The organism is Vibrio parahaemolyticus (assembly GCF_900460535.1).
GTDB classification, from domain to species: Bacteria; Pseudomonadota; Gammaproteobacteria; order Enterobacterales; family Vibrionaceae; genus Vibrio; species Vibrio parahaemolyticus.
Genome location: NZ_UHIL01000001.1, coordinates 809045 through 831572 on the forward strand (window position 1 = coordinate 809045; position 22528 = coordinate 831572).

The following is a 22528-nucleotide window of genomic DNA, read 5'->3' on the forward strand; positions in this document are numbered from 1 at the left end:
GTCCTCGCTGTGCTAAACCGTTACCCATTATGGAAGTACTTGATGGTGTTTTTTGCCATCATCACCGCTGCATTGTATGCACTTCCAAATATCTACGGTGAAGATCCGGCTATTCAAGTTACAGGGGCGCGTGGCGCCTCTGTAGATATGTCAACGCTGGATGCTGTCACCACTGCTCTTGATAAAGAGCATCTCTCTCATAAATCCATTGCTCTCGAGAATGGATCAATTCTTGTTCGTTTCAACGACACTGATACTCAAATTAGTGCTCGTGATGTCATCAGCGAAGCGCTTGGCAAAGACAAAATTGTTGCACTTAACCTTGCTCCTTCTACTCCAGATTGGCTAGAAGCAATTGGTGCGTCGCCACTTAAACTAGGTCTTGACCTACGTGGTGGTGTTCACTTCTTGATGGAAGTGGATATGGACGCAGCAATGGAAAAGCTTGTTGGTCAACAAGAGGAAGCTTTCCGTAGTGAACTTCGTGACGCTAAGATTCGTTACCGTGCAATCCGTCCTTCTGGCAAAGAAGGGGTGGAAGTGCTGCTACGTGACGAAGAGCAACTGGCTGAAGCGAAGCGCACGCTAACGAAGAATCATCCGGACATGAACTTTGTCGAGTCTGATTCGAATGGTCGTTACGCTCTTATCGCCACTTTTACTGAGCAACGTTTGCAAGAGATTCGTAACTACGCTGTAGAACAAAACATCACGATTCTACGTAATCGTGTAAACGAGCTGGGTGTTGCTGAGCCGCTTGTGCAACGTCAAGGCGCTAGCCGCATCGTTGTTGAGCTGCCAGGTGTTCAAGATACTGCTCGTGCGAAAGAAATTCTCGGTGCTACGGCAACCCTTGAATTCCGTGAAGTTGATGATAAAGCTGATTTAGCAGCGGCGGCGAATGGCCGTGCACCTGCGGGCAGTGAAATCAAACAAGATCGCGATGGTCGTCCTGTTGTACTTAAAAAGCGTGTCATCCTAAGCGGCGCTAGCATCACGGATGCAAGTTCTAGTGTGGATGAATACGGTCGCCCTCAAGTTAACATCTCGCTAGACAGCGAGGGTGGTAACAAGATGTCGGCGTTCTCGAAGAAAAACATTGGTAAGTTAATGGCTACCGTGTTTGCTGAGTACAAAGACAGCGGTCGTAAAACGCCTGAAGGCAAAGTTATCCTGACTAAGCACGAAGAAGTGATTAACCAAGCAACGATTCAATCTGCACTTGGCCGTAACTTCCGTATTACAGGTATCGACTCTGCTGCTGAAGCGCACAACCTCGCACTTCTATTACGTGCAGGTGCACTTATCGCACCGATCTCTATCGTTGAAGAACGTACCATTGGTCCGTCAATGGGTCAGCAAAACATCGACATGGGTATCCAAGCGTGTGTTTGGGGTATGGTAGCTGTAATGCTATTTACTCTGCTTTACTACCGCGGCTTTGGTCTGATTGCCAATATTGCGTTGATGGCTAACTTAGTGTTGATCATTGGTGTGATGTCGATGATTCCAGGGGCAACGATGACGCTGCCAGGTATTGCCGGTATCGTATTGACTGTGGGTATGGCCGTCGATGCTAACGTACTGATCTTTGAACGTATCCGTGAAGAGCTGCGAGATGGACGTAGTCCACAACAAGCGATTCACCAAGGTTACGCCAACGCATTTAGTACCATTGCCGATGCGAACATCACGACGCTTATCACTGCAATCATTCTGTTTGCTGTTGGTACAGGTGCAGTGAAAGGTTTCGCAGTTACTCTATCTATTGGTATCTTAACTTCAATGTTCACCGCCATCATTGGTACACGTTGTATCGTGAACCTACTGTACGGTGGCAAACGCGTTGATAAATTGTCGATCTAAGGCTGGGAATTAATATGTTTCAAATTCTAAAAGCAGAGAAGTCGATCGGCTTTATGCGTTGGTCAAAAGTGGCGTTCGTATTCTCAATCTTTATGATTGCCGCTTCTATCTTCACATTATCAACCAAATGGCTGAACTGGGGTCTAGACTTCACGGGCGGTACGCTAATCGAAGTTGGCTTTGAAAAACCAGCTAACCTTGAAGAAATCCGTACAGCACTTGATGCAAAAGGTTTCGGAGATGCGACAGTACAGAACTTTGGTAGTGCTCGCGATGTGATGGTGCGTCTTCGTCCTCGTGACGACGTTTCTGGCGAAACGCTAGGTAACCAAATCATCGGTGCGATCAAAGAAGGTACTGGTGAAAGCGTAGAAATGCGCCGTATCGAGTTTGTTGGTCCAAACGTTGGTGATGAACTAACTGAAGCGGGCGGTCTGGCGATCCTTGTGTCGCTCATCTGTATCCTGATTTACGTATCAATGCGATTTGAATGGCGTCTAGCGGCTGGTGCTGTAATGGCGCTGGCGCACGATATTATTATCACGCTGGGTGTATTCTCATTCCTACAGATTGAAGTGGACCTAACTATCGTGGCTGCGTTGCTAACGGTTGTTGGTTACTCGCTCAACGATACCATCGTAGTATTCGACCGTATTCGTGAAAATTTCCGCAAGATGCGTAAAGGTGATCCTGCGGACATCATGGATGCTTCGATTACACAAACATTGAGCCGTACGTTGATTACTTCTGGTACAACGTTGTTCGTAGTTATCGCACTGTTTGTACAGGGTGGGGCAATGATCCACGGCTTTGCAACGGCACTGTTGTTAGGTATCACGGTTGGTACTTACTCTTCTATCTACGTAGCATCTGCACTTGCTCTAAAACTGGGTATCCAGAAAGAGCACTTGATGCCACCGCAAGTAGAGAAAGAAGGCGCAGAATTCGACGAGATGCCATAAGGCTGATTGAGAATCGAAAACAAAAACCGCTGAACTCTCAGCGGTTTTTTGTATCTAGACTTTGAGCAAAGAAGTAGAGTGTTTTGCGGCCATCAAGTTTTTATAATCTAGCCCAAGTTTTTAGAATCTAAACAATGTGGGTTTGGATACAAAAAAGCCCCGCTCGTTGAGCGGGGCTTCTTAAAGTCATCAGCGTGACGGGCTAAATTGACTTTTAAATCTTACTTAAGGATCGCGCTGTTACCATTTTCGCGAATATGCTTAAGCATAGATTTCACGCCACGAGCGCTTGAAGCAACAATGTTACCAGACTTCATGTACTCAGTGCCGCCAGCAAAGTCAGTTAGGATTGCGCCAGCTTCACGAGCAATAAGCTCACCTGCAGCCATATCCCAAGGTTTTAGACCTAGCTCGAAGTAACCATCAACACGGCCAGCAGCCACGTAACATAGGTCAAGAGCAGCAGAGCCGCTACGACGGAAGTCAGCACATTCAGTGAATAGAGAACCAACGATCTTAATGTAAGACTCTGAGTGTTGCTTCTGCTTGAATGGAAAACCTGTTGCTAGAACAGTACCTTGAAGGTCTTTCAGCGGAGTAACACGAATACGTGCACTGTTTAGCTGAGCACCAGCACCGCGTTGTGCAGTAAATAGTTCGTTTTGCATTGGATCGTAAACACAAGCAACTTCAGTTTTGCCTTTGATACGAACAGCGATAGAAACCGCGAAGTGTGGGTAACCTTTTACAAAGTTAGTAGTGCCATCCAGTGGGTCGATGATCCATTGTACGTCTTTATCTTTACCTTCGATAAGACCTTGTTCTTCAGCAACGATGCAGTGCTCTGGGTAAGACTGCTTGATAGTATCGATGATGATGTATTCTGCTTCTTTGTCTACGTTAGTGACAAAGTCATTAGTGCCTTTAAGTGTAGATTCTACTTTATCAGTGTTTTCTAATGATTTAGCAATATGATTGCCTGCTTTTCGCGCAGCGCGAATAGCAATGTTTAGCATTGGATGCATACAAATTTCCCAACGGATGTTAAAGAACGAATAAAAGCGGCGGCGAGTATACCAAAGATAAACGAAAAAGGAAGTGGTTATTTTTTAGACGTTAATGAATGGTGTCATCTTTGATATCGCGTCATACAACACAACAATTGATGAGAATGCGAATAGAAGTCAGCTTCTCCCTAGGGTGTGTTAAAAAACTATGGTAACATCCTGCGGTTTTAATTTAGGTAGCAATCATAGATGTTGGATCAAGTAAAAGTCGTACTCGTAGGTACCTCACATTCTGGCAATATTGGCTCAGCAGCCCGAGCAATGAAAGTGATGGGTTTAAGCCAACTTGTATTGGTCGATCCACAATGTGAAGTGGATGAACAAACGCTAGCACTGGCCGCTGGTGCCGCTGATATCGCTCAGAATGCTCAAGTCGTAAGCACACTGGAAGAAGCTATTGAAGACTGTGGTCTTGTGGTCGGTTCAAGTGCTCGCTCTCGCACATTAGAATGGCCAATGCTTGAGCCACGTGAATGTGGTGAAAAGTTTGCAGTTGAAGGCCAAAAACATCCGGTAGCTTTAGTGTTTGGGCGTGAAAGAACAGGCCTAACTAACGAAGAGCTACAAAAGTGCCACTATCATGTATGCATTCCTGCTAACCCTGAATACAGTTCCTTGAACTTAGCGATGGCGGTTCAAACGCTAAGCTATGAAGTTCGTGTTGCTCATCTTAATCTTGAGCAGAAACAATTCTCACCAGTTGAAGTCGAAGAGTATCCTCGTCATAAAGAGCTAGAAATGTTCTTTGACCATCTTGAAAAGGTCATCGTAGAGACCCAGTTTATAAACAAAGAACAACCTGGCCAGGTGATGAATAAGTTGCGTCGTCTTTTCTCTCGAGCACGACCAGAGACTCAAGAGTTGAATATTCTTCGCGGTATTTTGACCTCGATTGAAAAGAAGCTCTGAATAAAGAATAACCTTTTTAGGTGTAAGGATGAATACCTGAGTAATTTAGTCAAATAAATACTTGACCATTTTACTCGGGTATGGAAAAATCTTAACCATTACAAACCATGTGGATACGGTGTGGTATGAAACTTACATCTAAAGGAAGATATGCGGTGACAGCCATGCTGGATGTGGCACTGCATTCGCAACAAAACCCTGTACCTCTTGCTGATATTTCAGAACGTCAGGGGATCTCGCTCTCTTACTTAGAGCAGCTTTTTTCTAAATTGCGTAAAGCAGGTCTCGTTGCCAGCGTTCGTGGTCCTGGTGGTGGTTACCGACTTGGTGCCGACGCACATAGTATCGCTATCGGTACTGTGATTGCGGCCGTTGATGAGTCAGTTGACGCAACCAAATGTCAGGGCAAAGGAGATTGCCAAGGCGGGACTCGTTGCTTAACTCATACGCTATGGCGTGACCTAAGTTCTCGCATTAGTGACTTCTTGAATAACATCACTCTTGGTGAGTTGATGACAGACAATGAAGTGCTAGAAATTTCTGATCGTCAGGATATTGATCTGGCGGTAACTCATGGGCTTTCAAACAAAAATACAACCGCCGCGCCCATCGGTGTAAACGTCCGCTCTTAGCGGTCAGCATTTTACATTGGAGTAGAGAATGAAACTGCCGATTTATCTTGATTATTCCGCTACATGTCCAGTTGATCCACGTGTTGCTGAAAAAATGGTTCAGTACATGACAATGGATGGCACATTTGGCAACCCAGCTTCACGTTCGCACCGTTACGGCTGGCAGGCAGAAGAAGCGGTAGATACTGCTCGTGAGCAAATTGCTGACCTTCTAAATGCAGATCCTCGCGAAATCGTATTCACATCTGGTGCGACAGAGTCTGACAACCTTGCGATTAAAGGTGCTGCGCACTTTTACTCGAAAAAAGGCAAGCACGTAATCACGTGTAAAACAGAGCATAAAGCGGTTCTTGACCCATGTCGTCAACTAGAACGTGAAGGCTTTGAAGTGACTTACCTAGAGCCAGAATCAAACGGCCTTATCGATCTTGAGAAGCTGAAAGCGGCAATGCGCGATGACACAGTGCTTGTGTCTATTATGCACGTAAACAACGAAATCGGTGTAATTCAAGACATCGCAGCAATCGGCGAACTATGTCGTGAGCGCAAGATCGTGTTCCACGTGGATGCAGCTCAGTCTGCTGGTAAATTGCCAATCGACGTTCAAGAAATGAAAGTTGATTTGATTTCACTGTCAGCACACAAAGTCTACGGTCCTAAAGGTATCGGTGCACTTTACGTACGTCGTAAACCTCGTATCCGCCTTGAAGCACAAATGCACGGTGGCGGTCACGAGCGTGGTTTCCGTTCTGGTACGTTAGCAACTCACCAAATCGTAGGTATGGGTGAAGCTTTCCGCATTGCAAAAGAAGAGATGCAGAAAGATTACGACCACGCACTAGCACTTCGTAACCGCCTTCTTAATGGTGTGAAAGACCTTGAAGCGGTAACAGTGAACGGTGACCTAGAGCAGCGTGTACCACAAAACCTAAACATCAGTTTTGCTTTCGTAGAAGGTGAATCACTGCTGATGTCGCTAAAAGATTTAGCGGTATCTTCAGGTAGTGCATGTACTTCTGCGAGTCTAGAGCCTTCTTACGTACTTCGTGCCCTAGGCATGGATGATGAATTGGCTCACAGCTCGGTTCGTTTCTCATTCGGTCGTTTTACCACTGAAGAAGAAATTGATTACGCAATTGAACAAATCCGCGTTGCAGTGACTAAGCTACGCGACATGTCTCCTCTATGGGATATGTACAAGGAAGGGGTTGATCTGAGCACTGTTGAATGGGCTCACCATTAATCTCACGGACTGAATAGAGGATTCGAGGTAATTTATCATGGCATACAGCGAAAAAGTAATTGATCACTACGAGAACCCGCGTAACGTTGGTTCATTTGACAAAGAAGACCCATCAGTAGGCAGCGGCATGGTTGGCGCTCCAGCTTGTGGTGACGTAATGAAACTGCAAATCAAAGTGACACCGGAAGGTATCATCGAAGATGCGAAGTTCAAAACTTACGGTTGTGGTAGTGCAATCGCGTCAAGCTCACTAGTAACAGAGTGGGTAAAAGGCAAATCAATTGATGAAGCGGCTGCAATTAAGAACTCTGAAATTGCAGAAGAGCTAGAACTTCCACCTGTGAAAGTTCACTGTTCAATTCTTGCTGAAGACGCAATCAAAGCAGCGGTTGCTGACTACAAGAAAAAACACCAAGAATAATTATTCCGTAATATAATGGGAGCCTTTAACGCTCCCATTCCAATCGTAATTTAGACAGACTAAGGTGCAGTATGGCCATCACAATGACAGAAACAGCGGCAAGTCGCGTAAAAGCATTCCTAGATAACCGAGGCAAAGGTATCGGTTTACGTCTTGGAGTGAAGACGACAGGTTGTTCCGGCATGGCCTACGTACTTGAGTTTGTTGACGAGCTAAACGAAGAAGATGAAGTGTTTGATTTCTCAGGCGTGAAAATCATCATCGACAAGAAAAGCTTGGTGTACTTAGACGGTACCGAATTGGATTACGTGAAAGAAGGGTTGAATGAAGGTTTTGAATTCAACAACCCTAATGCAAAAAGTGAATGTGGTTGTGGTGAAAGCTTCAACGTCTAATTGATTGTCCTTCTGGGCAAGCGAGTCCGGAAGGCTTTACTAGGACCCGATCTTAATGAATCACTTTGAATTATTTGGGCTACCAAGTCAGTTTCAGCTGGATGGTAGCCTTCTTTCTTCTAAGTTCCGAGAACTACAAAAGCGCTTCCACCCGGACAACTTTGCTACCGCCTCTGAGCGAGACCGCTTGATGTCGGTGCAAAAGGCTGCGCAAATTAACGATGCGTACCAAGTCCTCAAACATCCTATCTCTCGTGCGGAGTACATCTTGGCAGAGCAGGGAATGGAAATCCGTGGTGAGCAACATACCATGCAAGATCCGATGTTCCTGATGGAACAAATGGAACTGCGCGAAGAACTAGAAGATATTGCTGACTGCTCTGATCCTGAATCGGCGCTTTTTGACTTCGATTCTAAGGTCAGCAAAATGTATAAGCAGCATTTGGCAAGCGTTGAGCAAGAGCTTAACGATGGTCTTTGGGCTGAAGCCGCAGACCGAGTTCGTAAATTGAAATTCATTGCCAAACTAAAGAACGAAATTGAACTGGTTGAAGATAAGCTTCTCGGCTAGTTAGCGTGACAAGGACCAATCATGGCACTACTTCAAATCGCAGAACCGGGCCAAAGCTCGGCACCTCATGAGCATAAGTTAGCGGCTGGTATCGACTTAGGTACTACCAACTCTTTGGTCGCTTCTGTACGCAGTGGCGATGCCACCACATTAAATGATGAGCAAGGTCGTAGCATTTTGCCGTCGGTGGTGAATTACTCAGCAGAATCAACAGTGGTTGGTTACGATGCGAAAGCCAAAGCAGAGTTTGAACCTGAGAACACCATTATCTCAGTGAAACGCTTGATTGGCCGCTCGCTAAAAGACATTCAATCTCGCTACCCATCATTACCTTACCGTTTTAAAGAGAGTGATAATGGCTTACCAGTACTGCAAACTGCTCAAGGGGATAAAAACCCGATTGAAGTTTCTGCAGATATTCTAAAAGCGCTAGGTAAACGTGCAGAAGAAACGCTGGGTGGAGAGCTTGCGGGCGTGGTAATTACCGTTCCTGCGTACTTCGATGACGCGCAACGCGCGGGCACGAAAGATGCGGCTAAGCTAGCGGGTTTACATGTACTGCGTCTTCTTAATGAGCCAACGGCAGCGGCGATTGCCTACGGTCTGGATTCAGGTCAAGAGGGCGTGATTGCCGTTTACGATTTAGGTGGCGGTACGTTCGATATCTCTATCCTACGTTTGTCGAAAGGCGTATTTGAAGTATTAGCAACAGGCGGCGACTCTGCACTTGGCGGTGACGACTTTGACCACCTATTAGCGGATTACCTAATGGAGCAAGCAGGCCTAGAAGCGCCGCTTTCTGCTGAGAAAAACCGTGCATTACTGAACATTGCAACGGCTACCAAAATTGCTTTCTCTGAGCAAGACAGCGTAGAAGTTGACGTGTTTGGCTGGAAAGGCACTGTAACACGCGAGCAGTTCGAAGACCTGATTCGCCCACTCGTGAAGAAAACTCTGATGTCTTGTCGTCGTGCACTGAAAGATGCTGACGTAGAAGCGGAGGAAGTACTTGAAGTGGTGATGGTTGGTGGCTCAACTCGTACCTTGCTTGTCCGTGAAATGGTGGGCGAATTCTTTGGTCGCACACCACTCACTAGCATCAACCCTGATGAAGTGGTGGCTATTGGTGCGGGTATCCAAGCAGATATTCTTGCTGGTAACAAGCCTGACTCTGAAATGCTGCTGCTTGACGTGATTCCATTATCATTGGGTATTGAAACCATGGGTGGGTTGGTTGAGAAAATCATTCCGCGCAACACCACGATTCCTGTTGCTCGCGCGCAAGAGTTTACCACCTTCAAAGATGGTCAAACGGCGATGAGCGTGCACGTTGTGCAAGGTGAGCGCGAGATGGTGGATGATTGTCGTTCACTTGCGCGTTTCTCACTAAAAGGTATTCCTCCTATGGCGGCAGGTGCTGCGCACATCCGAGTGACGTACCAAGTTGATGCTGACGGTTTACTATCTGTGACTGCAATGGAAAAGAGCACTGGTGTTCAGTCCGAAATTCAAGTGAAACCTTCTTACGGTTTAAGCGATAACGAAGTTGCGAACATGCTGCGTGATTCGATGACTCACGCCAAAGAAGACATGCAAGCTCGTGCGTTAGCTGAACAACGCGTTGAAGCCGACCGGGTGATTGAAGGTTTGATCGCTGCAATGCAAGCTGATGGTGATGAACTACTATCAGAGCAAGAAAAACAAGATCTATTAAAAGCCATTGAAGCACTGATTGAGCTGCGTAATGGTGATGATGCAAATGCCATTGAGCAAGGCATCAAAGATACAGACAAAGCTAGCCAAGACTTTGCGTCGCGCCGTATGGATAAATCGATTCGAGCTGCATTGTCAGGTCAATCAGTAGACGATATATAAGAGAAAGTAGTTATGCCTAAGATTATTGTATTACCACACGAAGATTTGTGCCCAGAAGGCGCAGTGTTGGAAGCGAAGACGGGTGAAACCGTTCTAGACGTAGCACTAAAAAACGGTATTGGTATTGAACACGCGTGTGAAAAATCGTGTGCTTGTACTACTTGCCACGTGATCATTCGTGAAGGTTTTGATTCTCTTGAAGAGAGCGAAGAGCTAGAAGATGACATGCTAGACAAAGCATGGGGTCTTGAGCCGGAGTCTCGTCTTGGTTGTCAGGCGAAAGTTGCGGATGAAGACTTGGTTGTTGAAATTCCAAAATACACGCTAAACCACGCATCAGAAGATCATTAATACTATCGCTCCAAAATAGGGGCGAAGAAAAAGGAAGATGAGCAATGAAATGGACAGATTCTCGCGATATCGCGATTGAGCTTTGTGACAAGTTTCCAGATGTGGATCCACAAACCGTGCGTTTTACCGATCTTCATCAATGGATCATGGAGTTAGATGAGTTTGACGATGAGCCAAACCATTGTAACGAAAAGATCTTAGAAGCGGTTATCATGTGCTGGATGGATGAGGCAGACTGATGCTCAATTCGGCGGTAAAACGCAGCCGAGTTAACAATTCTTACTAAAAAAAGCGGACCTCTAGGTCCGTTTTTTTATCAAGTTGACATTTTTACCCTACATAATGCTAACATCCGTGAGTTATTAAAAAGAAGCGGCGTAGGCTACGCCGATATAAGACAAGGAGAAACCATGTCTACACAGATGTCTGTATTTTTAAGTCAAGATTCAGCTGCTCCACACTGGGGTGAGAAAGCACTACTTTCATTCTCTGAAACCGGTGCGACGATTCATCTAGGTGAAGGTCATGATCTTGGTGCAATTCAGCGTGCAGCTCGTCAGCTAGATGGCCAAGGAATTCATTCAGTTCTACTTTCCGGTGAACATTGGGATTTGGAAAGCATCTGGGCTTTCCATCAAGGTTACCGCAATCCGAAAAAACACGGTTTACTAGAATGGACTGCGCTTTCTGAAGAAGACCAAACTGAACTTCAAGCTCGCATTAAAGCGACCGATTTTACGCGCGATATCATCAACAAAACGGCGGAAGAAGTTGCACCTCGTCAACTTGCTACGATGGCGGCTGAGTTCATCAAATCTGTCGCACCAGAAGGCACAGTAACGGCTCGTATTGTTAAAGACAAAGATCTACTAGCTGAAGGTTGGGAAGGTATCTATGCGGTTGGTCGCGGTTCGGATCGCACATCAGCAATGCTGCAATTGGATTACAACCCGACTGGCGATGAAAACGCACCAGTATTCGCGTGTCTAGTAGGTAAAGGCATTACGTTTGATTCAGGCGGTTACAGCCTTAAACCTTCAAACTTTATGAGTGCAATGAAAGCCGATATGGGCGGTTCAGGTACGATTACTGGCGGTTTGGGGTTAGCTATTTTGCGTGGTTTGAACAAGCGCGTAAAACTGATCTTATGTTGTGCTGAGAATATGGTTTCTGGTCGTGCGCTTAAGCTTGGCGACATCATCACCTACAAAAACGGTAAGACTGTTGAGATAATGAACACCGACGCAGAAGGTCGTTTGGTACTTGCCGATGGTCTTATCTATGCAAGCGAGCATAACCCTGAGTTGATCATCGACTGCGCAACGTTAACCGGCGCGGCGAAAAACGCATTGGGTAACGACTACCACGCGTTAATGAGCTTTGATGATGAACTTTCTCATCAAGCTCTAACCGCAGCAAACAAAGAGAAAGAAGGCCTGTGGCCACTGCCTCTGGCTGATTTCCACCGTGGTATGTTGCCGTCAAACTTCGCTGATTTATCGAACATCAGCTCTGGAGACTACAGTCCAGGCGCAAGTACCGCTGCTGCATTTTTGTCTTACTTTGTTGAAGACTACAAGAAAGGCTGGTTGCACTTCGATTGTGCTGGTACTTACCGTAAGTCTGCATCAGACAAGTGGGCGGCTGGCGCGACTGGTATGGGTGTCCGCACTCTTGCTCGACTTCTTAATGAGCAAGCAGAAAAATAATATTTATGGTGGCGTCAGTTAGGCGCTGCCGTAGTCAAGTAAGTCACTTTTAAACACTATTATTACAAGTACAAAAAGGAAACTTTATGGCTCTAGAAAGAACGTTTTCCATTGTTAAGCCTGACGCTGTGGAAAGAAACCTGATCGGTGAAATCTACAATCGAATCGAGAAGGCAGGCCTACGCATTATTGCTGCGAAAATGGTTCACCTGACTGAAGAGCAGGCGAGCGGTTTTTACGCAGAACATGAAGGTAAAGAATTCTTCCAACCACTAAAAGAGTTCATGACTTCTGGCCCTATTATGGTTCAAGTGTTGGAAGGCGAAAATGCGATTGCACGTTATCGTGAATTGATGGGTAAAACCAACCCAGAAGAAGCGGCAGCAGGCACACTTCGCGCAGATTACGCGCTAAGCATGCGTCATAACTCTGTTCATGGTTCAGATAGTCCTGAATCAGCGGCTCGTGAGATCGAGTTCTTCTTCCCTGAGTCCGAAATTTGCCCTCGCTAATCGGTAGTTAGTTTGTGCTCGTAAAGATAGTTAGCCTCGGATAATTCCGGGGCTTTTTATTATCGAAACAGTTCGAAGACGCATTGGTGAGGTTGTTTAATATTTAACCGATGTGTTTTTAATGCCTTAGCAAAGACAGGGTTTTAGACCTCTTGTTGTAGCTGCATAAAGGCTGTACAATTCGCGCCCTTATTCTTGTTTCAGTCATTGAGAGGCAACATGACTACTGAAAAAATCAATCTACTCGACTTTGATCGCAAAGGCATGCGTCAGTTTTTCGCGGAAGAACTAGGCGAGAAAGCGTTTCGTGCTGATCAGGTTATGAAGTGGATCTACCATTTCGGTGTTGATGACTTCGACAACATGACGAACATCAACAAGAAACTACGTGAAAAACTGCAGCACAAGTGCGAAATTAAAGCCCCAACGGTTGCAGAAGCTCAGCACTCTTCAGACGGCACGATTAAGTGGGCAATGAAGGTGGGTGACCAAGACGTAGAAACGGTTTACATCCCAGAAGAGGATCGCGCGACGTTGTGTGTATCTTCTCAGGTAGGTTGTGCGTTGGAATGTAAGTTCTGTTCGACCGCTCAACAGGGCTTCAACCGTAACCTAAAAGTATCTGAAATAATCGGTCAGGTGTGGCGTGCTGCACGTGAAATCGGTTTGCAAAAAGAAACTGGTCGTCGTCCAATCACTAACGTCGTAATGATGGGTATGGGTGAGCCTCTTCTTAACATGAAGAACCTAATCCCTGCGCTAGAAATCATGCTTGATGATCTTGGTTTTGGCCTGTCTAAGCGTCGCGTTACTGTATCGACTTCTGGTGTAGTATCAGGCCTTGATCAGATGACAGGCAAAATCGACGTCGCATTGGCTATCTCCCTACATGCGCCAAACGATAAGCTACGTAGTGAAATCATGCCAATCAACGATCGTTGGGATATTCAAGACTTCTTAGCGTCAGTTCGTCGTTACATCGCATCTTCGAACGCAAACCGTGGCAAAGTAACAGTCGAGTACGTGTTGCTTGATCATGTGAACGATGACATGGATCACGCACGCGAGCTGGCTGAGTTGATGAAAGACACACCATGTAAGATCAACCTGATTCCGTTTAACCCGTACCCAGGTTCTCCTTACAAGAAGCCAAGCAACTCGCGTATTGACCGATTCCAAAAAACATTGATGCAATACGAGCATACGGTGACGGTTCGTAAAACACGTGGTGATGATATTGATGCGGCATGTGGTCAGTTAGTTGGTGACGTTATTGACCGTACTAAACGTACTGCGGCTTTAAAAGCTGCGCGCGGTGCAGAAACCATCGACGTAAAAGCGGTATAATTTGCCCCAAATTAAAAATAGCCAGAGCCTTTGCTCTGGCTATTTTGTTTGTTGTATTTGTAAAGTAACCCCTAAAATTGAATGGTTTTGGCGTTTATTTCAATTTACTGTGTCAAAGTTTGGACAAAAGCTTGAGCTATCTGTTAGTTTGAGTGGAAAGAGTTTTTGTCTTCGTTATACATTCGCTTATCATGGTGAAGAGCATTCATGAAGGCACCGATTATTCTCAACATTTTTTCTCATACGCTTTGCTGATTTTTGCAAAACGGGTATTCACACTCAATTGTTGAGAATTTCTTAAAAATATAATTTTGGTTAACGCGAACAGGCTAGCTATCTTTAAGTGAGGCTTAAGAACAACAACGAAAATAAATAACCGTGTTAGCCACTAAAACAGATTAAATACCACCATTATGACAGAACACGAAAATACCAATGAAGTACCGCTTTCGATTGAAGCGGGCACATTACTCAAAAACAAACGCGAATCTTTAGGTATGACTCAAAAGCAAGTTGCTGATCGCCTGAGACTTCGCGTTTCTGTTATTGAAGATATTGAAAACAACCGATTTGAATCTCAACAAGTAGCGACATTCACTCGCGGCTATTTGCGTTCTTACGCAAAGTTTGTCGGGCTAGATGAGAAAGTGGTGCTGGTTGCTCTAGAACAAACGGCAGATGTAAAGCCAAAAGAGCAAGAAATCGAAATGCAAAGCTTTTCTCGTAAAACCAAACACGAGAAACACAACAGCCGAATTATGTTGCTGACTTGGGTAATAGCCATTGTCATCATCGGTATCTCAGCAGCTTGGTGGTGGCAGAATCAGCAAGAAAATAGTCTCGCTCAAGTTGTAGCAGAGGCTAATGTTGAAACAAGCCAACCAAGTGCCGATGAAATTGCTGATATTGATCTAATGACCGAAGAAGAACTGATCGCAAGTACTCCAGCAGAACTAGCGGCATCAAACAATACAGCATCAGAATCATCCATCAATGCAGCGCAAACTGATGAAGTGGTATCTGCGGAAACAGAAGAGTCGACAACAGAAGCAACTAAAGAGCCAGTTGCTGTGATTGAAGCAGTAGAAGAGGTTCAAGAAGCATCTCCTGTAGTGCCAGAAGGTATGACTCTGCTCACCATGAAATTTAAAGCAGATTGCTGGATCCAAGTAAAAGATACAAACGGCAAAACACTCGTAAGTGGCACTCAGAAACCGGGTCAAGATGTAGAACTTACCGGAAAAGCGCCATTTAAAGTGATATTAGGCGCACCGGAAGGTGTAACAATGACATTTGCAAGTGAACCTGTCGACCTTTCTGGGTATACTTCAGGCAAAGTAGCTAGATTCACTCTACCGTTATAAAAAATTATGCAACACGAATCTCCAATTATTCGTCGTAAATCGACGCGTATTTATGTGGGTGATGTGCCAATTGGTGATGGTGCGCCAATTGCCGTACAGTCAATGACTAACACTCGCACGACTGATGTGGAAGCGACAGTCGCACAAATCCGAGCACTAGAAAAAGTCGGCGCAGACATCGTCCGTGTTTCAGTACCAACGATGGAAGCAGCAGAAGCGTTTAAGCTGATCAAACAGCAAGTATCTGTTCCTCTGGTTGCTGATATTCACTTTGACTACCGTATCGCACTGAAAGTCGCGGAATACGGCGTCGATTGTTTGCGTATCAACCCAGGCAACATTGGTAACGAAGAGCGTATTCGCTCGGTTGTTGATTGTGCGCGTGATAAGAATATCCCGATCCGTATTGGCGTTAATGGCGGCTCTTTGGAAAAAGATCTGCAGATGAAATACGGTGAACCAACGCCTGAAGCCCTAGTTGAATCAGCGATGCGTCATGTGGATCATCTCGATCGTCTTAACTTTGATCAGTTCAAAGTCAGCGTTAAAGCATCGGATGTATTCCTCGCGGTTGATTCTTACCGCTTGTTGGCGAAGAAAATCGACCAGCCGCTTCATTTAGGTATTACTGAAGCTGGTGGTGCGCGCGCAGGTGCTGTGAAGTCAGCAGTTGGCTTGGGCATGCTTTTATCTGAAGGTATTGGTGATACGTTACGTATCTCTTTAGCTGCTGATCCAGTCGAAGAAATCAAAGTCGGTTTCGATATTCTGAAATCTTTGCGTATTCGCTCTCGTGGCATCAACTTTATTGCTTGCCCAAGTTGTTCACGCCAAGAATTCGATGTTATTGGTACCGTAAATGCGCTTGAGCAGCGTTTAGAAGACATCATCACACCAATGGATGTGTCTATTATTGGCTGTGTGGTAAATGGTCCTGGTGAAGCTGAGGTTTCCCATTTGGGTCTTGCGGGTAGCAACAAGAAGAGTGCGTTCTATGAAGACGGAAAACGTCAAAAAGAGCGTTTCGATAACAATGACCTTGTGAATCAGCTAGAAGCAAAGATCCGTGCGAAAGCGTCTATGATGGATAGCGAAAATCGCATTGAAGTAAAAGTACAAGATTAATCTCAACGAGTATTACGGTAAGTATTGTGGCAAAAACAATCCAAGCAATCCGAGGCATGAACGATTGTCTCCCAACTCAATCTCCGCTGTGGCAGAAACTTGAAAACACAGTGAAAAATGTAATTAGCGCATACGGTTATAACGAAGTGCGCATGCCAATCGTTGAAGAAACAAACCTATTCAGCCGCGCTGTTGGTGAAGAGACAGACGTCGTTTCAAAAGAAATGTACACCTTTGATGATCGTAACGGAGACAGCCTAACACTTCGCCCTGAAGGTACTGCGGGTTGTGTTCGTTCATGTATTCAAAATAGCCTGATCAACCGTGACGAACAGCGTCTGTGGTACATGGGGCCTATGTTCCGCCATGAGCGTCCGCAGAAAGGTCGTTACCGTCAATTCCACCAATGTGGTGTGGAAGTGTTTGGTCTAAATGGCCCAGACGTTGACGCCGAGCTTATCATGATGACTGCACGTCTATGGCGTGAATTAGGCATCGACAAACACGTTCGTCTTGAGCTGAACTCAATCGGTTCTCAAGAAGATCGCGCAGACTACCGCACAGCACTGGTTGCCTTCCTTGAACAACATATCGATGTGCTAGACGAAGATTGTAAGCGCCGCATGCACACTAACCCACTGCGTGTTCTGGATACGAAGAACCCTGACATTCAGGCTATTTTAGGTGATGCACCGCGTCTTTCTGAGTACTTAGGTGAAGAATCTAAAGCACACTTCGCAGGTCTATGTGAACTTTTAGACGCAGCAGGTATCGAATACACAGTTAACGAACGTCTTGTTCGTGGTCTGGATTACTACAACCGCACAGTATTTGAGTGGATCACGGAAAGCCTAGGTGCTCAAGGCACTGTGTGTGGAGGTGGTCGCTACGACGGCCTTGTAGAGCAACTTGGTGGCAAACCAACACCAGCAGTTGGCTTTGCAATGGGTCTAGAGCGTCTAGTTCTTATGTTGGAAACTTTAGAGCTTACAGACGTACGTCGCAGTGTGGATGTTTACGTGGTAACTGCAGGTGAAGGCACCATGATGGCAGGTATGAAGCTAGCAGAGCAGCTTCGTGAAGCTATTTCAGGCGTTCGCGTGATGAATCACTTCGGTGGCGGTAACTTCAAGAAACAGTTTAAACGCGCAGATAAAGTAGGTGCTGTTGTAGCATTGGTTCTGGGCGAAAACGAAGTTGCCGACAATACCGTTGTACTAAAAGATTTAGTTGGTGGTGAGCAAGAGACTTACAGCCAAGCTGAAGTTGCTGAGAAGATCGCAGCACTGATTTAAGTCTTTTAATAAGCTAAAGATTAAATCCTAGTTCGTAACAATAAGGCTCCCAAAATCGGAGCCTTTCGACGAAATAGGAGCAATGGCAGCTTTGCTGCCATTTACATGTTTTAAGAGGACAGGAAGTGGAACTTTACGATACTGAAGAACAACAAGTTGAAGCTATTAAAGACTGGTGGAAGGAAAATGGTAAAGCCGTCATCATCGGTGCTGTTGTTGGCTTAGGTGGTCTATTTGGCTGGCGTTACTACCAGGATACTGTGATTCAGGCGAGTGAAACAGCTTCGCAAAGCTACACAACCGCAATGAATACGCTGCAAGAAAAAGGCGTAGATGCGCAATCAGATGTGCAAGCTTTTATCGAATCGAACGAAGTTAAAGAATATTCAGTATTGGCTGCTCTGCAACTAGCAAAAGCACAAGTCGAAGCGAAAGACTTTGCTGCTGCTCTTGAGCAACTTAAATGGGCTCAAAGCAATACGAAGGATGCTGCTTTATCTCCACTAATTAGCTACCGCATCGCTCGTATCGAGACAGAAATGGGTAACTTTGATGCTGCAAACACTGAGCTAGGCAAAGTGACAGATACAGCATGGGCTGGTCGCATTGCTGAATTGCGTGGTGATATTGCACTTCGTCAAGGTGACAAAGATGCAGCTTACGCGGCTTACACAGAAGCGCAGCAAGCAGCAGATGCAAGCCCAACACTGCAAATGAAATTGGACGACTTGGCGAAATAATAAGGACCGCATTGGATGAAAAGAGTCTTTAAGAAAGCCTTGTTAGGGGCATTAACGGTGGGCATCCTGGCTGGTTGTGCTGGCGAGGAAGATACCATTGTTATGGCACCACTACCGCAGGTAGATAGTCAGTTTACGACCAAGAGTGAATGGAGCACATCGATTGGTGATGGTGTTGGTCATTACTTCTCAAAGCTTTCTCCTGTCTACGCAAACGACATGTTGTTTGTCGCGAGCCGTGATGGTTTGGTGAAAGCGCTTGATCCAGAAAATGGTAAGCAATTATGGCAAACCGATCTGGAAGAAGACGTGATTGCTCGTCTGTCTGGCGGTATTACTGCGGCGTACGAACATCTTTACATCGGTTCTGAAAATGGTGAAGTGATTGCACTAAGCCAAGAAACTGGTGAAATCATTTGGCGCATTAAAGTCGGTGGTGAAGTTCTGGCGAAACCCGTTGCGGATTCAGGCTTGATCATCGTAAATACCAGCCGTGGTATGTTGATTGCTTTGGATGAAAGCTCTGGTGAGCAGCGCTGGGCACTAAGTACTGAAGTTCCAAACCTGACACTACGCGGAGACAGCACTCCAACTGCGATTGGTGGTGGTGTTTTCTGGGGTACGGCAAATGGTCGACTAGCCGCAGCGATTGTGGAGCGTGGTCAGCTTATTTGGCAACAACCAGTAGGCACACCGAAAGGCGCTACGGAAATTGACCGTCTGGTTGACGTTGACTCTTCTCCTATTGTACTGGGCGGAACTCTTTTCACCATTGGATACAATGGTCAGTTGATCGCTATTGATTTGCGTTCGGCTAACCCAATCTGGAAGCGTAATTATTCGTCAGCGAACGATATCGCAACGGACGGCAGTCGTATCTTTGTGATCACCGAAAAAGATCACGTGGTCGCGGTTGATGCTCGAAGCGGTACTGAACTTTGGGAAAATAGCCTATTAGAACACCGTCAGTTAACTGCGCCAGTTATCGTCGGTAACTATTTAGTTTTAGGTGATACCCTAGGTTACCTGCACTGGTTAGATCGTTCGACGGGTGAGTTCGTAGCTCAACAATTCGTTGATGACAGTGGTTTTGCGGTTGGTCCGACTCTATTGTCTGATGGTTATGTCATTACAACTCGCAACGGCGATGTAAAGAAACTAACCATTAACGAATAATATCGTGATATAATTCACATTCGGCTCCTGGCTGGTGACAGTTAGGAGCCGTTTTGTTGTTTGAAATTTTTAACCCTGACGTGGTTATAGGTAAAAAGCTGGCTTGATTTGGCATCGGGCAAGTCGTTACCTATAACTACAGAAGAAAGATTATTGTAGAGGTTGTTATGGTACCTGTTGTTGCTCTAGTAGGGCGTCCGAACGTAGGTAAATCTACACTATTTAACCGATTGACACGCACACGTGACGCGTTGGTTGCGGACTTTCCAGGCCTAACGCGAGACCGTAAATACGGCCAAGCTCGTCTTGATGAAGAGCACGAATTCATTGTCATTGATACTGGCGGTATTGATGGCACAGAAGAAGGCGTGGAAACCAAAATGGCAGAGCAGTCGCTAGCAGCGATTGATGAAGCTGACGTCGTGCTATTCCTTGTTGACGGTCGTGCTGGTCTTACATCTGCTGATGAAGCGATTGCGGCGCATCTGCGTAAAATTGAAAAACCAGCGATGCTGGTGGTAAACAAAATTGATGGTATTGATGCTGACGCTGCGTGTGCTGATTTCTGGCAGCTTGGTGTTGATGACATGTACCAAATCGCGGCTGCACACGGTCGTGGTGTTACAGCGTTGCTTGAGCGTGCACTAGCTCCATTCTTTGATGATTTACTAACAAGTGAATCAGAAGAAGGTGAGATTGAAGATCTGACAGAATTTGAAGACGCTGAAATTGCACCAGACGAATACACCGAAGAAGAAGCGGAAGCGGAGTTCCAACGTCTACAAGAACAGCCAATCAAACTGGCAATCATTGGTCGTCCAAACGTTGGTAAGTCGACGTTAACCAACCGTATTCTTGGTGAAGAACGTGTTGTGGTATACGACATGCCAGGCACAACTCGTGACTCAATCTACATTCCTATGGAACGTGATGGCCGTGAGTATGTAATCATTGATACTGCGGGTGTACGTCGTCGTGGTCGTATTAACGAAACGGTTGAGAAATTCTCCGTTGTTAAAACGTTGAAAGCCGTCGAAGACGCAAACGTAGTGCTATTGGTTATCGACGCACGTGAAAACATCTCTGACCAAGACTTGAGCCTGCTAGGTTTTGCATTGAACGCCGGTCGTTCAATCGTATTAGCGGTAAACAAGTGGGATGGTCTAGATAACGAAGTAAAAGAGAACGTTAAGAAAGAGCTAGACCGCCGCCTAGGTTTCGTTGACTTTGCTCGCATTCACTTTATTTCTGCACTGCACGGTACTGGTGTTGGTCACTTGTTTGAGTCTATCCAAGAAGCGTACAAGTCGGCAACGACACGTGTTGGTACCTCTGTTTTGACTCGTATCATGAAGATGGCGACTGATGATCACCAACCGCCAATGGTTCGTGGCCGTCGTATCAAGCTAAAATACGCGCACGCAGGTGGTTACAACCCACCAATCGTCGTGATTCACGGTAATATGGTTCGTGAACTTCCGGATTCATACAAGCGTTACTTGATGAACTACTTCCGCAAGTCACTGGAAATTATGGGTACGCCAATTCGTATCAACTTCCAGAATAGCGAAAACCCGTTTGAGAATCGTGCGAACAAGCTAACTTTGTCTCAAGAGCGTAAGCGTAAACGTATGATGTCTGTGGTTAAAAACCGCAAAAAATAATTTAAGCATTTGAAGATACCCAAGTTTTTACTTGGGTATTTTTTTATCTGTTTTTTGCAACCTCTAAAAGTGATGTGAGATGTGTCCTTTTCTAAACCTTACTTTCATCATTATCACAATGTTCTTCTGCGCGGTTTTTCTCTAGTGATATTAGTGATGACGTGCAGATTCCTGTATCTTCAAATGCTCAGCACACAACCTTAACTTCTTACATTCACAAAGATAAGCAAAGCATGACGATTACCGCGACACAAACCCGTTTCTGCCATCAAACTTGGCAGTTGGACGCTCAGATTCAACTCGTTCAAAACCACAATGAAGTGACCTACGTAGTCACCGACGTGACTCCGTTTCATCCCGTTAGCCATATCTGGCCTGATCATCCCGCAGATAAAGGCATCTTAGTATTTAATGATCAACAATTTGAAGTGATTGGTTGTCAAGTTGGTGCCATTGAAGTGGCAACCGGAGAGCTATTTGTTGGAGCGGCAATCCCTGTAAAGCGCGATACAGAAGGCTGGTTATTTGTTGTCGTACATGTATTAGCGCTTGTTGACACTCTATCTCAAGATACACGAGTGACGCTGAAAGTGGATAAAGAGTACCAACAAGCATTGAGTCGTGGACACAGTGCAGGTCATCTCGCCTATTTAGCCCTAAATAAAGTCCTCGCTGCCAGCTACTGGCGTAAAGATGCAGATCGTAAAGACCCACATGGCAACTATGATTTTAATAGTTATGCCCAAGAATCCAGCTTTGTAACACCAGACAAGTGCCTAGATACTTACCGTTTAGGTAAAACACTCCGTAAAAGAGGCCTAAACAGCGCAGAAATGCTGTCAGACTTAGAGAAAATAGAGAGTCAGGTGAATGCACAATTGAAGCTTTGGCTGGAAAGAGACGCGGCGATCATTATGGACTGCCATGGTGACAACTTGACCGATTCTCGTTATTGGAAATGTGACTTGGGAGAGGGAGAATTGGCCGTGATCCCTTGTGGAGGAACGCACGCAGAGCATTTGAGTGACTTTGGCTCGATACACGTCAAGTTGGTCGAAATGGATTCACAAACGATTGAAATGCACACCGATGTAATAGCTTGCTTTTCCAATTAGATCTTTTTATTAAATTCTGTTTTTTCTTTTTTTGAATTTAATTTTGGTGTTTTATGCTTCTTTAAATTGGAATGCAGAATATGTAACTTATGCTTTCGGTGTGTGGTTATATAAATATTCTTTTAGGGGGTGATCGCTGATCAAATGGTAAATATCCGATGATCAGAATAAGATCTTTCTTAAAGTAAG

At 45.4% G+C, this 22528-nt stretch carries 22 protein-coding genes; 21 read left to right on the forward strand and 1 reads right to left on the reverse strand.

The annotated features are described in order from the left end of the window. Positions 1–9 precede the first annotated feature (9 nt). The gene (gene secD / locus DYB02_RS04140) at positions 10–1866 is read left to right on the forward strand and encodes a protein translocase subunit SecD (protein ID WP_005460193.1); all 1857 of its coding nucleotides are present in this window, start codon (positions 10–12) and stop codon (positions 1864–1866) included. A gap of 14 nt (positions 1867–1880) precedes the next feature. Next, positions 1881–2828, forward strand: a complete 948-nt coding sequence (gene secF / locus DYB02_RS04145; RefSeq protein WP_005460198.1) for a protein translocase subunit SecF — start codon at positions 1881–1883, stop codon at positions 2826–2828. Positions 2829–3049: 221 nt separating this feature from the next. On the opposite strand, the gene suhB is transcribed toward secF, so the two are convergent. Then, on the reverse strand, positions 3050–3853 hold the full coding sequence (suhB, locus tag DYB02_RS04155; RefSeq protein ID WP_005460178.1) for an inositol-1-monophosphatase: 804 nt from the start codon (positions 3851–3853) through the stop codon (positions 3050–3052). Positions 3854–4084: 231 nt separating this feature from the next. Between suhB and trmJ the strand changes: the two genes are divergently transcribed. The 19 genes from trmJ to DYB02_RS04255 all read left to right on the forward strand — a co-directional run bounded on the left by trmJ (position 4085) and on the right by DYB02_RS04255 (position 22339). Then, on the forward strand, positions 4085–4804 hold the full coding sequence (gene trmJ / locus DYB02_RS04160; RefSeq protein WP_005460175.1) for a tRNA (cytosine(32)/uridine(32)-2'-O)-methyltransferase TrmJ: 720 nt from the start codon (positions 4085–4087) through the stop codon (positions 4802–4804). 125 nt (positions 4805–4929) lie between these two features. Next, positions 4930–5436: a Fe-S cluster assembly transcriptional regulator IscR gene (iscR, locus tag DYB02_RS04165; RefSeq protein ID WP_005381720.1), complete on the forward strand. Its 507-nt coding sequence runs from the start codon at positions 4930–4932 to the stop codon at positions 5434–5436. A gap of 28 nt (positions 5437–5464) precedes the next feature. Next, entirely contained in the window at positions 5465–6679 is a 1215-nt protein-coding gene (locus DYB02_RS04170; RefSeq protein ID WP_005460179.1) for an IscS subfamily cysteine desulfurase, read from the forward strand. A gap of 37 nt (positions 6680–6716) precedes the next feature. Continuing rightward, positions 6717–7100 carry a Fe-S cluster assembly scaffold IscU gene (gene iscU / locus DYB02_RS04175; protein WP_005483070.1) on the forward strand — a complete coding sequence of 128 codons (384 nt, stop codon included), beginning with the start codon at positions 6717–6719 and terminating at the stop codon, positions 7098–7100. A 71-nt stretch (positions 7101–7171) separates the two neighbouring features. Further along, positions 7172–7495 (forward strand): iron-sulfur cluster assembly protein IscA, encoded by a 324-nt coding sequence (gene iscA / locus DYB02_RS04180; protein ID WP_005482998.1) that lies wholly within the window; start codon positions 7172–7174, stop codon positions 7493–7495. A 55-nt stretch (positions 7496–7550) separates the two neighbouring features. Beyond that, positions 7551–8066 carry a co-chaperone HscB gene (hscB, locus tag DYB02_RS04185; RefSeq protein WP_029806046.1) on the forward strand — a complete coding sequence of 172 codons (516 nt, stop codon included), beginning with the start codon at positions 7551–7553 and terminating at the stop codon, positions 8064–8066. A gap of 21 nt (positions 8067–8087) precedes the next feature. Further along, positions 8088–9941, forward strand: a complete 1854-nt coding sequence (gene hscA / locus DYB02_RS04190; RefSeq protein ID WP_015296286.1) for a Fe-S protein assembly chaperone HscA — start codon at positions 8088–8090, stop codon at positions 9939–9941. Positions 9942–9953: 12 nt separating this feature from the next. Then, positions 9954–10292 (forward strand): ISC system 2Fe-2S type ferredoxin, encoded by a 339-nt coding sequence (gene fdx / locus DYB02_RS04195; RefSeq protein WP_005460237.1) that lies wholly within the window; start codon positions 9954–9956, stop codon positions 10290–10292. Positions 10293–10336: 44 nt separating this feature from the next. Further along, positions 10337–10531, forward strand: coding sequence for a Fe-S cluster assembly protein IscX (gene iscX, locus DYB02_RS04200; protein ID WP_005460231.1), 195 nt, complete (start codon positions 10337–10339; stop codon positions 10529–10531). A 171-nt stretch (positions 10532–10702) separates the two neighbouring features. After that, positions 10703–12001 (forward strand): aminopeptidase PepB, encoded by a 1299-nt coding sequence (gene pepB, locus DYB02_RS04205; protein WP_005460223.1) that lies wholly within the window; start codon positions 10703–10705, stop codon positions 11999–12001. 86 nt (positions 12002–12087) lie between these two features. Then, positions 12088–12513: a nucleoside-diphosphate kinase gene (ndk, locus tag DYB02_RS04210; protein ID WP_005460254.1), complete on the forward strand. Its 426-nt coding sequence runs from the start codon at positions 12088–12090 to the stop codon at positions 12511–12513. A gap of 219 nt (positions 12514–12732) precedes the next feature. Continuing rightward, the gene (gene rlmN, locus DYB02_RS04215; protein WP_015296287.1) at positions 12733–13860 is read left to right on the forward strand and encodes a dual-specificity RNA methyltransferase RlmN; all 1128 of its coding nucleotides are present in this window, start codon (positions 12733–12735) and stop codon (positions 13858–13860) included. A 413-nt stretch (positions 13861–14273) separates the two neighbouring features. Next, on the forward strand, positions 14274–15224 hold the full coding sequence (gene rodZ / locus DYB02_RS04225) for a cytoskeleton protein RodZ (RefSeq protein ID WP_029806623.1): 951 nt from the start codon (positions 14274–14276) through the stop codon (positions 15222–15224). A gap of 6 nt (positions 15225–15230) precedes the next feature. After that, positions 15231–16349, forward strand: coding sequence for a flavodoxin-dependent (E)-4-hydroxy-3-methylbut-2-enyl-diphosphate synthase (gene ispG, locus DYB02_RS04230; protein WP_005496320.1), 1119 nt, complete (start codon positions 15231–15233; stop codon positions 16347–16349). A gap of 26 nt (positions 16350–16375) precedes the next feature. Further along, positions 16376–17644 (forward strand): histidine--tRNA ligase, encoded by a 1269-nt coding sequence (hisS, locus tag DYB02_RS04235; protein WP_020904180.1) that lies wholly within the window; start codon positions 16376–16378, stop codon positions 17642–17644. Between the two features lie 125 nt (positions 17645–17769). Beyond that, positions 17770–18384 carry a YfgM family protein gene (locus tag DYB02_RS04240; RefSeq protein WP_005460236.1) on the forward strand — a complete coding sequence of 205 codons (615 nt, stop codon included), beginning with the start codon at positions 17770–17772 and terminating at the stop codon, positions 18382–18384. 15 nt (positions 18385–18399) lie between these two features. Further along, complete coding sequence (bamB, locus tag DYB02_RS04245; RefSeq protein WP_005460257.1) at positions 18400–19560, forward strand: outer membrane protein assembly factor BamB; 1161 nt, start codon at positions 18400–18402, stop codon at positions 19558–19560. Between the two features lie 167 nt (positions 19561–19727). Further along, the gene (der, locus tag DYB02_RS04250) at positions 19728–21224 is read left to right on the forward strand and encodes a ribosome biogenesis GTPase Der (protein ID WP_005496319.1); all 1497 of its coding nucleotides are present in this window, start codon (positions 19728–19730) and stop codon (positions 21222–21224) included. Positions 21225–21457: 233 nt separating this feature from the next. Continuing rightward, positions 21458–22339 carry a metal-dependent hydrolase gene (locus DYB02_RS04255; RefSeq protein WP_029805995.1) on the forward strand — a complete coding sequence of 294 codons (882 nt, stop codon included), beginning with the start codon at positions 21458–21460 and terminating at the stop codon, positions 22337–22339. The last annotated feature ends 189 nt before the right edge of the window (positions 22340–22528 follow it).

Bases quoted from the DNA above. Each gene is read 5' to 3' on its own strand.
- secF (WP_005460198.1), top strand. From the start codon at position 1,881: ATGTTTCAAATTCTAAAAGCAGAGAAGTCGATCGGCTTTATGCGTTGG.
- suhB (WP_005460178.1), bottom strand. From the start codon at position 3,853: ATGCATCCAATGCTAAACATTGCTATTCGCGCTGCGCGAAAAGCAGGC.
- trmJ (WP_005460175.1), top strand. From the start codon at position 4,085: ATGTTGGATCAAGTAAAAGTCGTACTCGTAGGTACCTCACATTCTGGC.
- iscR (WP_005381720.1), top strand. From the start codon at position 4,930: ATGAAACTTACATCTAAAGGAAGATATGCGGTGACAGCCATGCTGGAT.
- DYB02_RS04170 (WP_005460179.1), top strand. From the start codon at position 5,465: ATGAAACTGCCGATTTATCTTGATTATTCCGCTACATGTCCAGTTGAT.
- iscU (WP_005483070.1), top strand. From the start codon at position 6,717: ATGGCATACAGCGAAAAAGTAATTGATCACTACGAGAACCCGCGTAAC.
- iscA (WP_005482998.1), top strand. From the start codon at position 7,172: ATGGCCATCACAATGACAGAAACAGCGGCAAGTCGCGTAAAAGCATTC.
- hscB (WP_029806046.1), top strand. From the start codon at position 7,551: ATGAATCACTTTGAATTATTTGGGCTACCAAGTCAGTTTCAGCTGGAT.
- hscA (WP_015296286.1), top strand. From the start codon at position 8,088: ATGGCACTACTTCAAATCGCAGAACCGGGCCAAAGCTCGGCACCTCAT.
- fdx (WP_005460237.1), top strand. From the start codon at position 9,954: ATGCCTAAGATTATTGTATTACCACACGAAGATTTGTGCCCAGAAGGC.
- iscX (WP_005460231.1), top strand. From the start codon at position 10,337: ATGAAATGGACAGATTCTCGCGATATCGCGATTGAGCTTTGTGACAAG.
- pepB (WP_005460223.1), top strand. From the start codon at position 10,703: ATGTCTACACAGATGTCTGTATTTTTAAGTCAAGATTCAGCTGCTCCA.
- ndk (WP_005460254.1), top strand. From the start codon at position 12,088: ATGGCTCTAGAAAGAACGTTTTCCATTGTTAAGCCTGACGCTGTGGAA.
- rlmN (WP_015296287.1), top strand. From the start codon at position 12,733: ATGACTACTGAAAAAATCAATCTACTCGACTTTGATCGCAAAGGCATG.
- rodZ (WP_029806623.1), top strand. From the start codon at position 14,274: ATGACAGAACACGAAAATACCAATGAAGTACCGCTTTCGATTGAAGCG.
- ispG (WP_005496320.1), top strand. From the start codon at position 15,231: ATGCAACACGAATCTCCAATTATTCGTCGTAAATCGACGCGTATTTAT.
- bamB (WP_005460257.1), top strand. From the start codon at position 18,400: ATGAAAAGAGTCTTTAAGAAAGCCTTGTTAGGGGCATTAACGGTGGGC.
- der (WP_005496319.1), top strand. From the start codon at position 19,728: ATGGTACCTGTTGTTGCTCTAGTAGGGCGTCCGAACGTAGGTAAATCT.
- DYB02_RS04255 (WP_029805995.1), top strand. From the start codon at position 21,458: ATGACGATTACCGCGACACAAACCCGTTTCTGCCATCAAACTTGGCAG.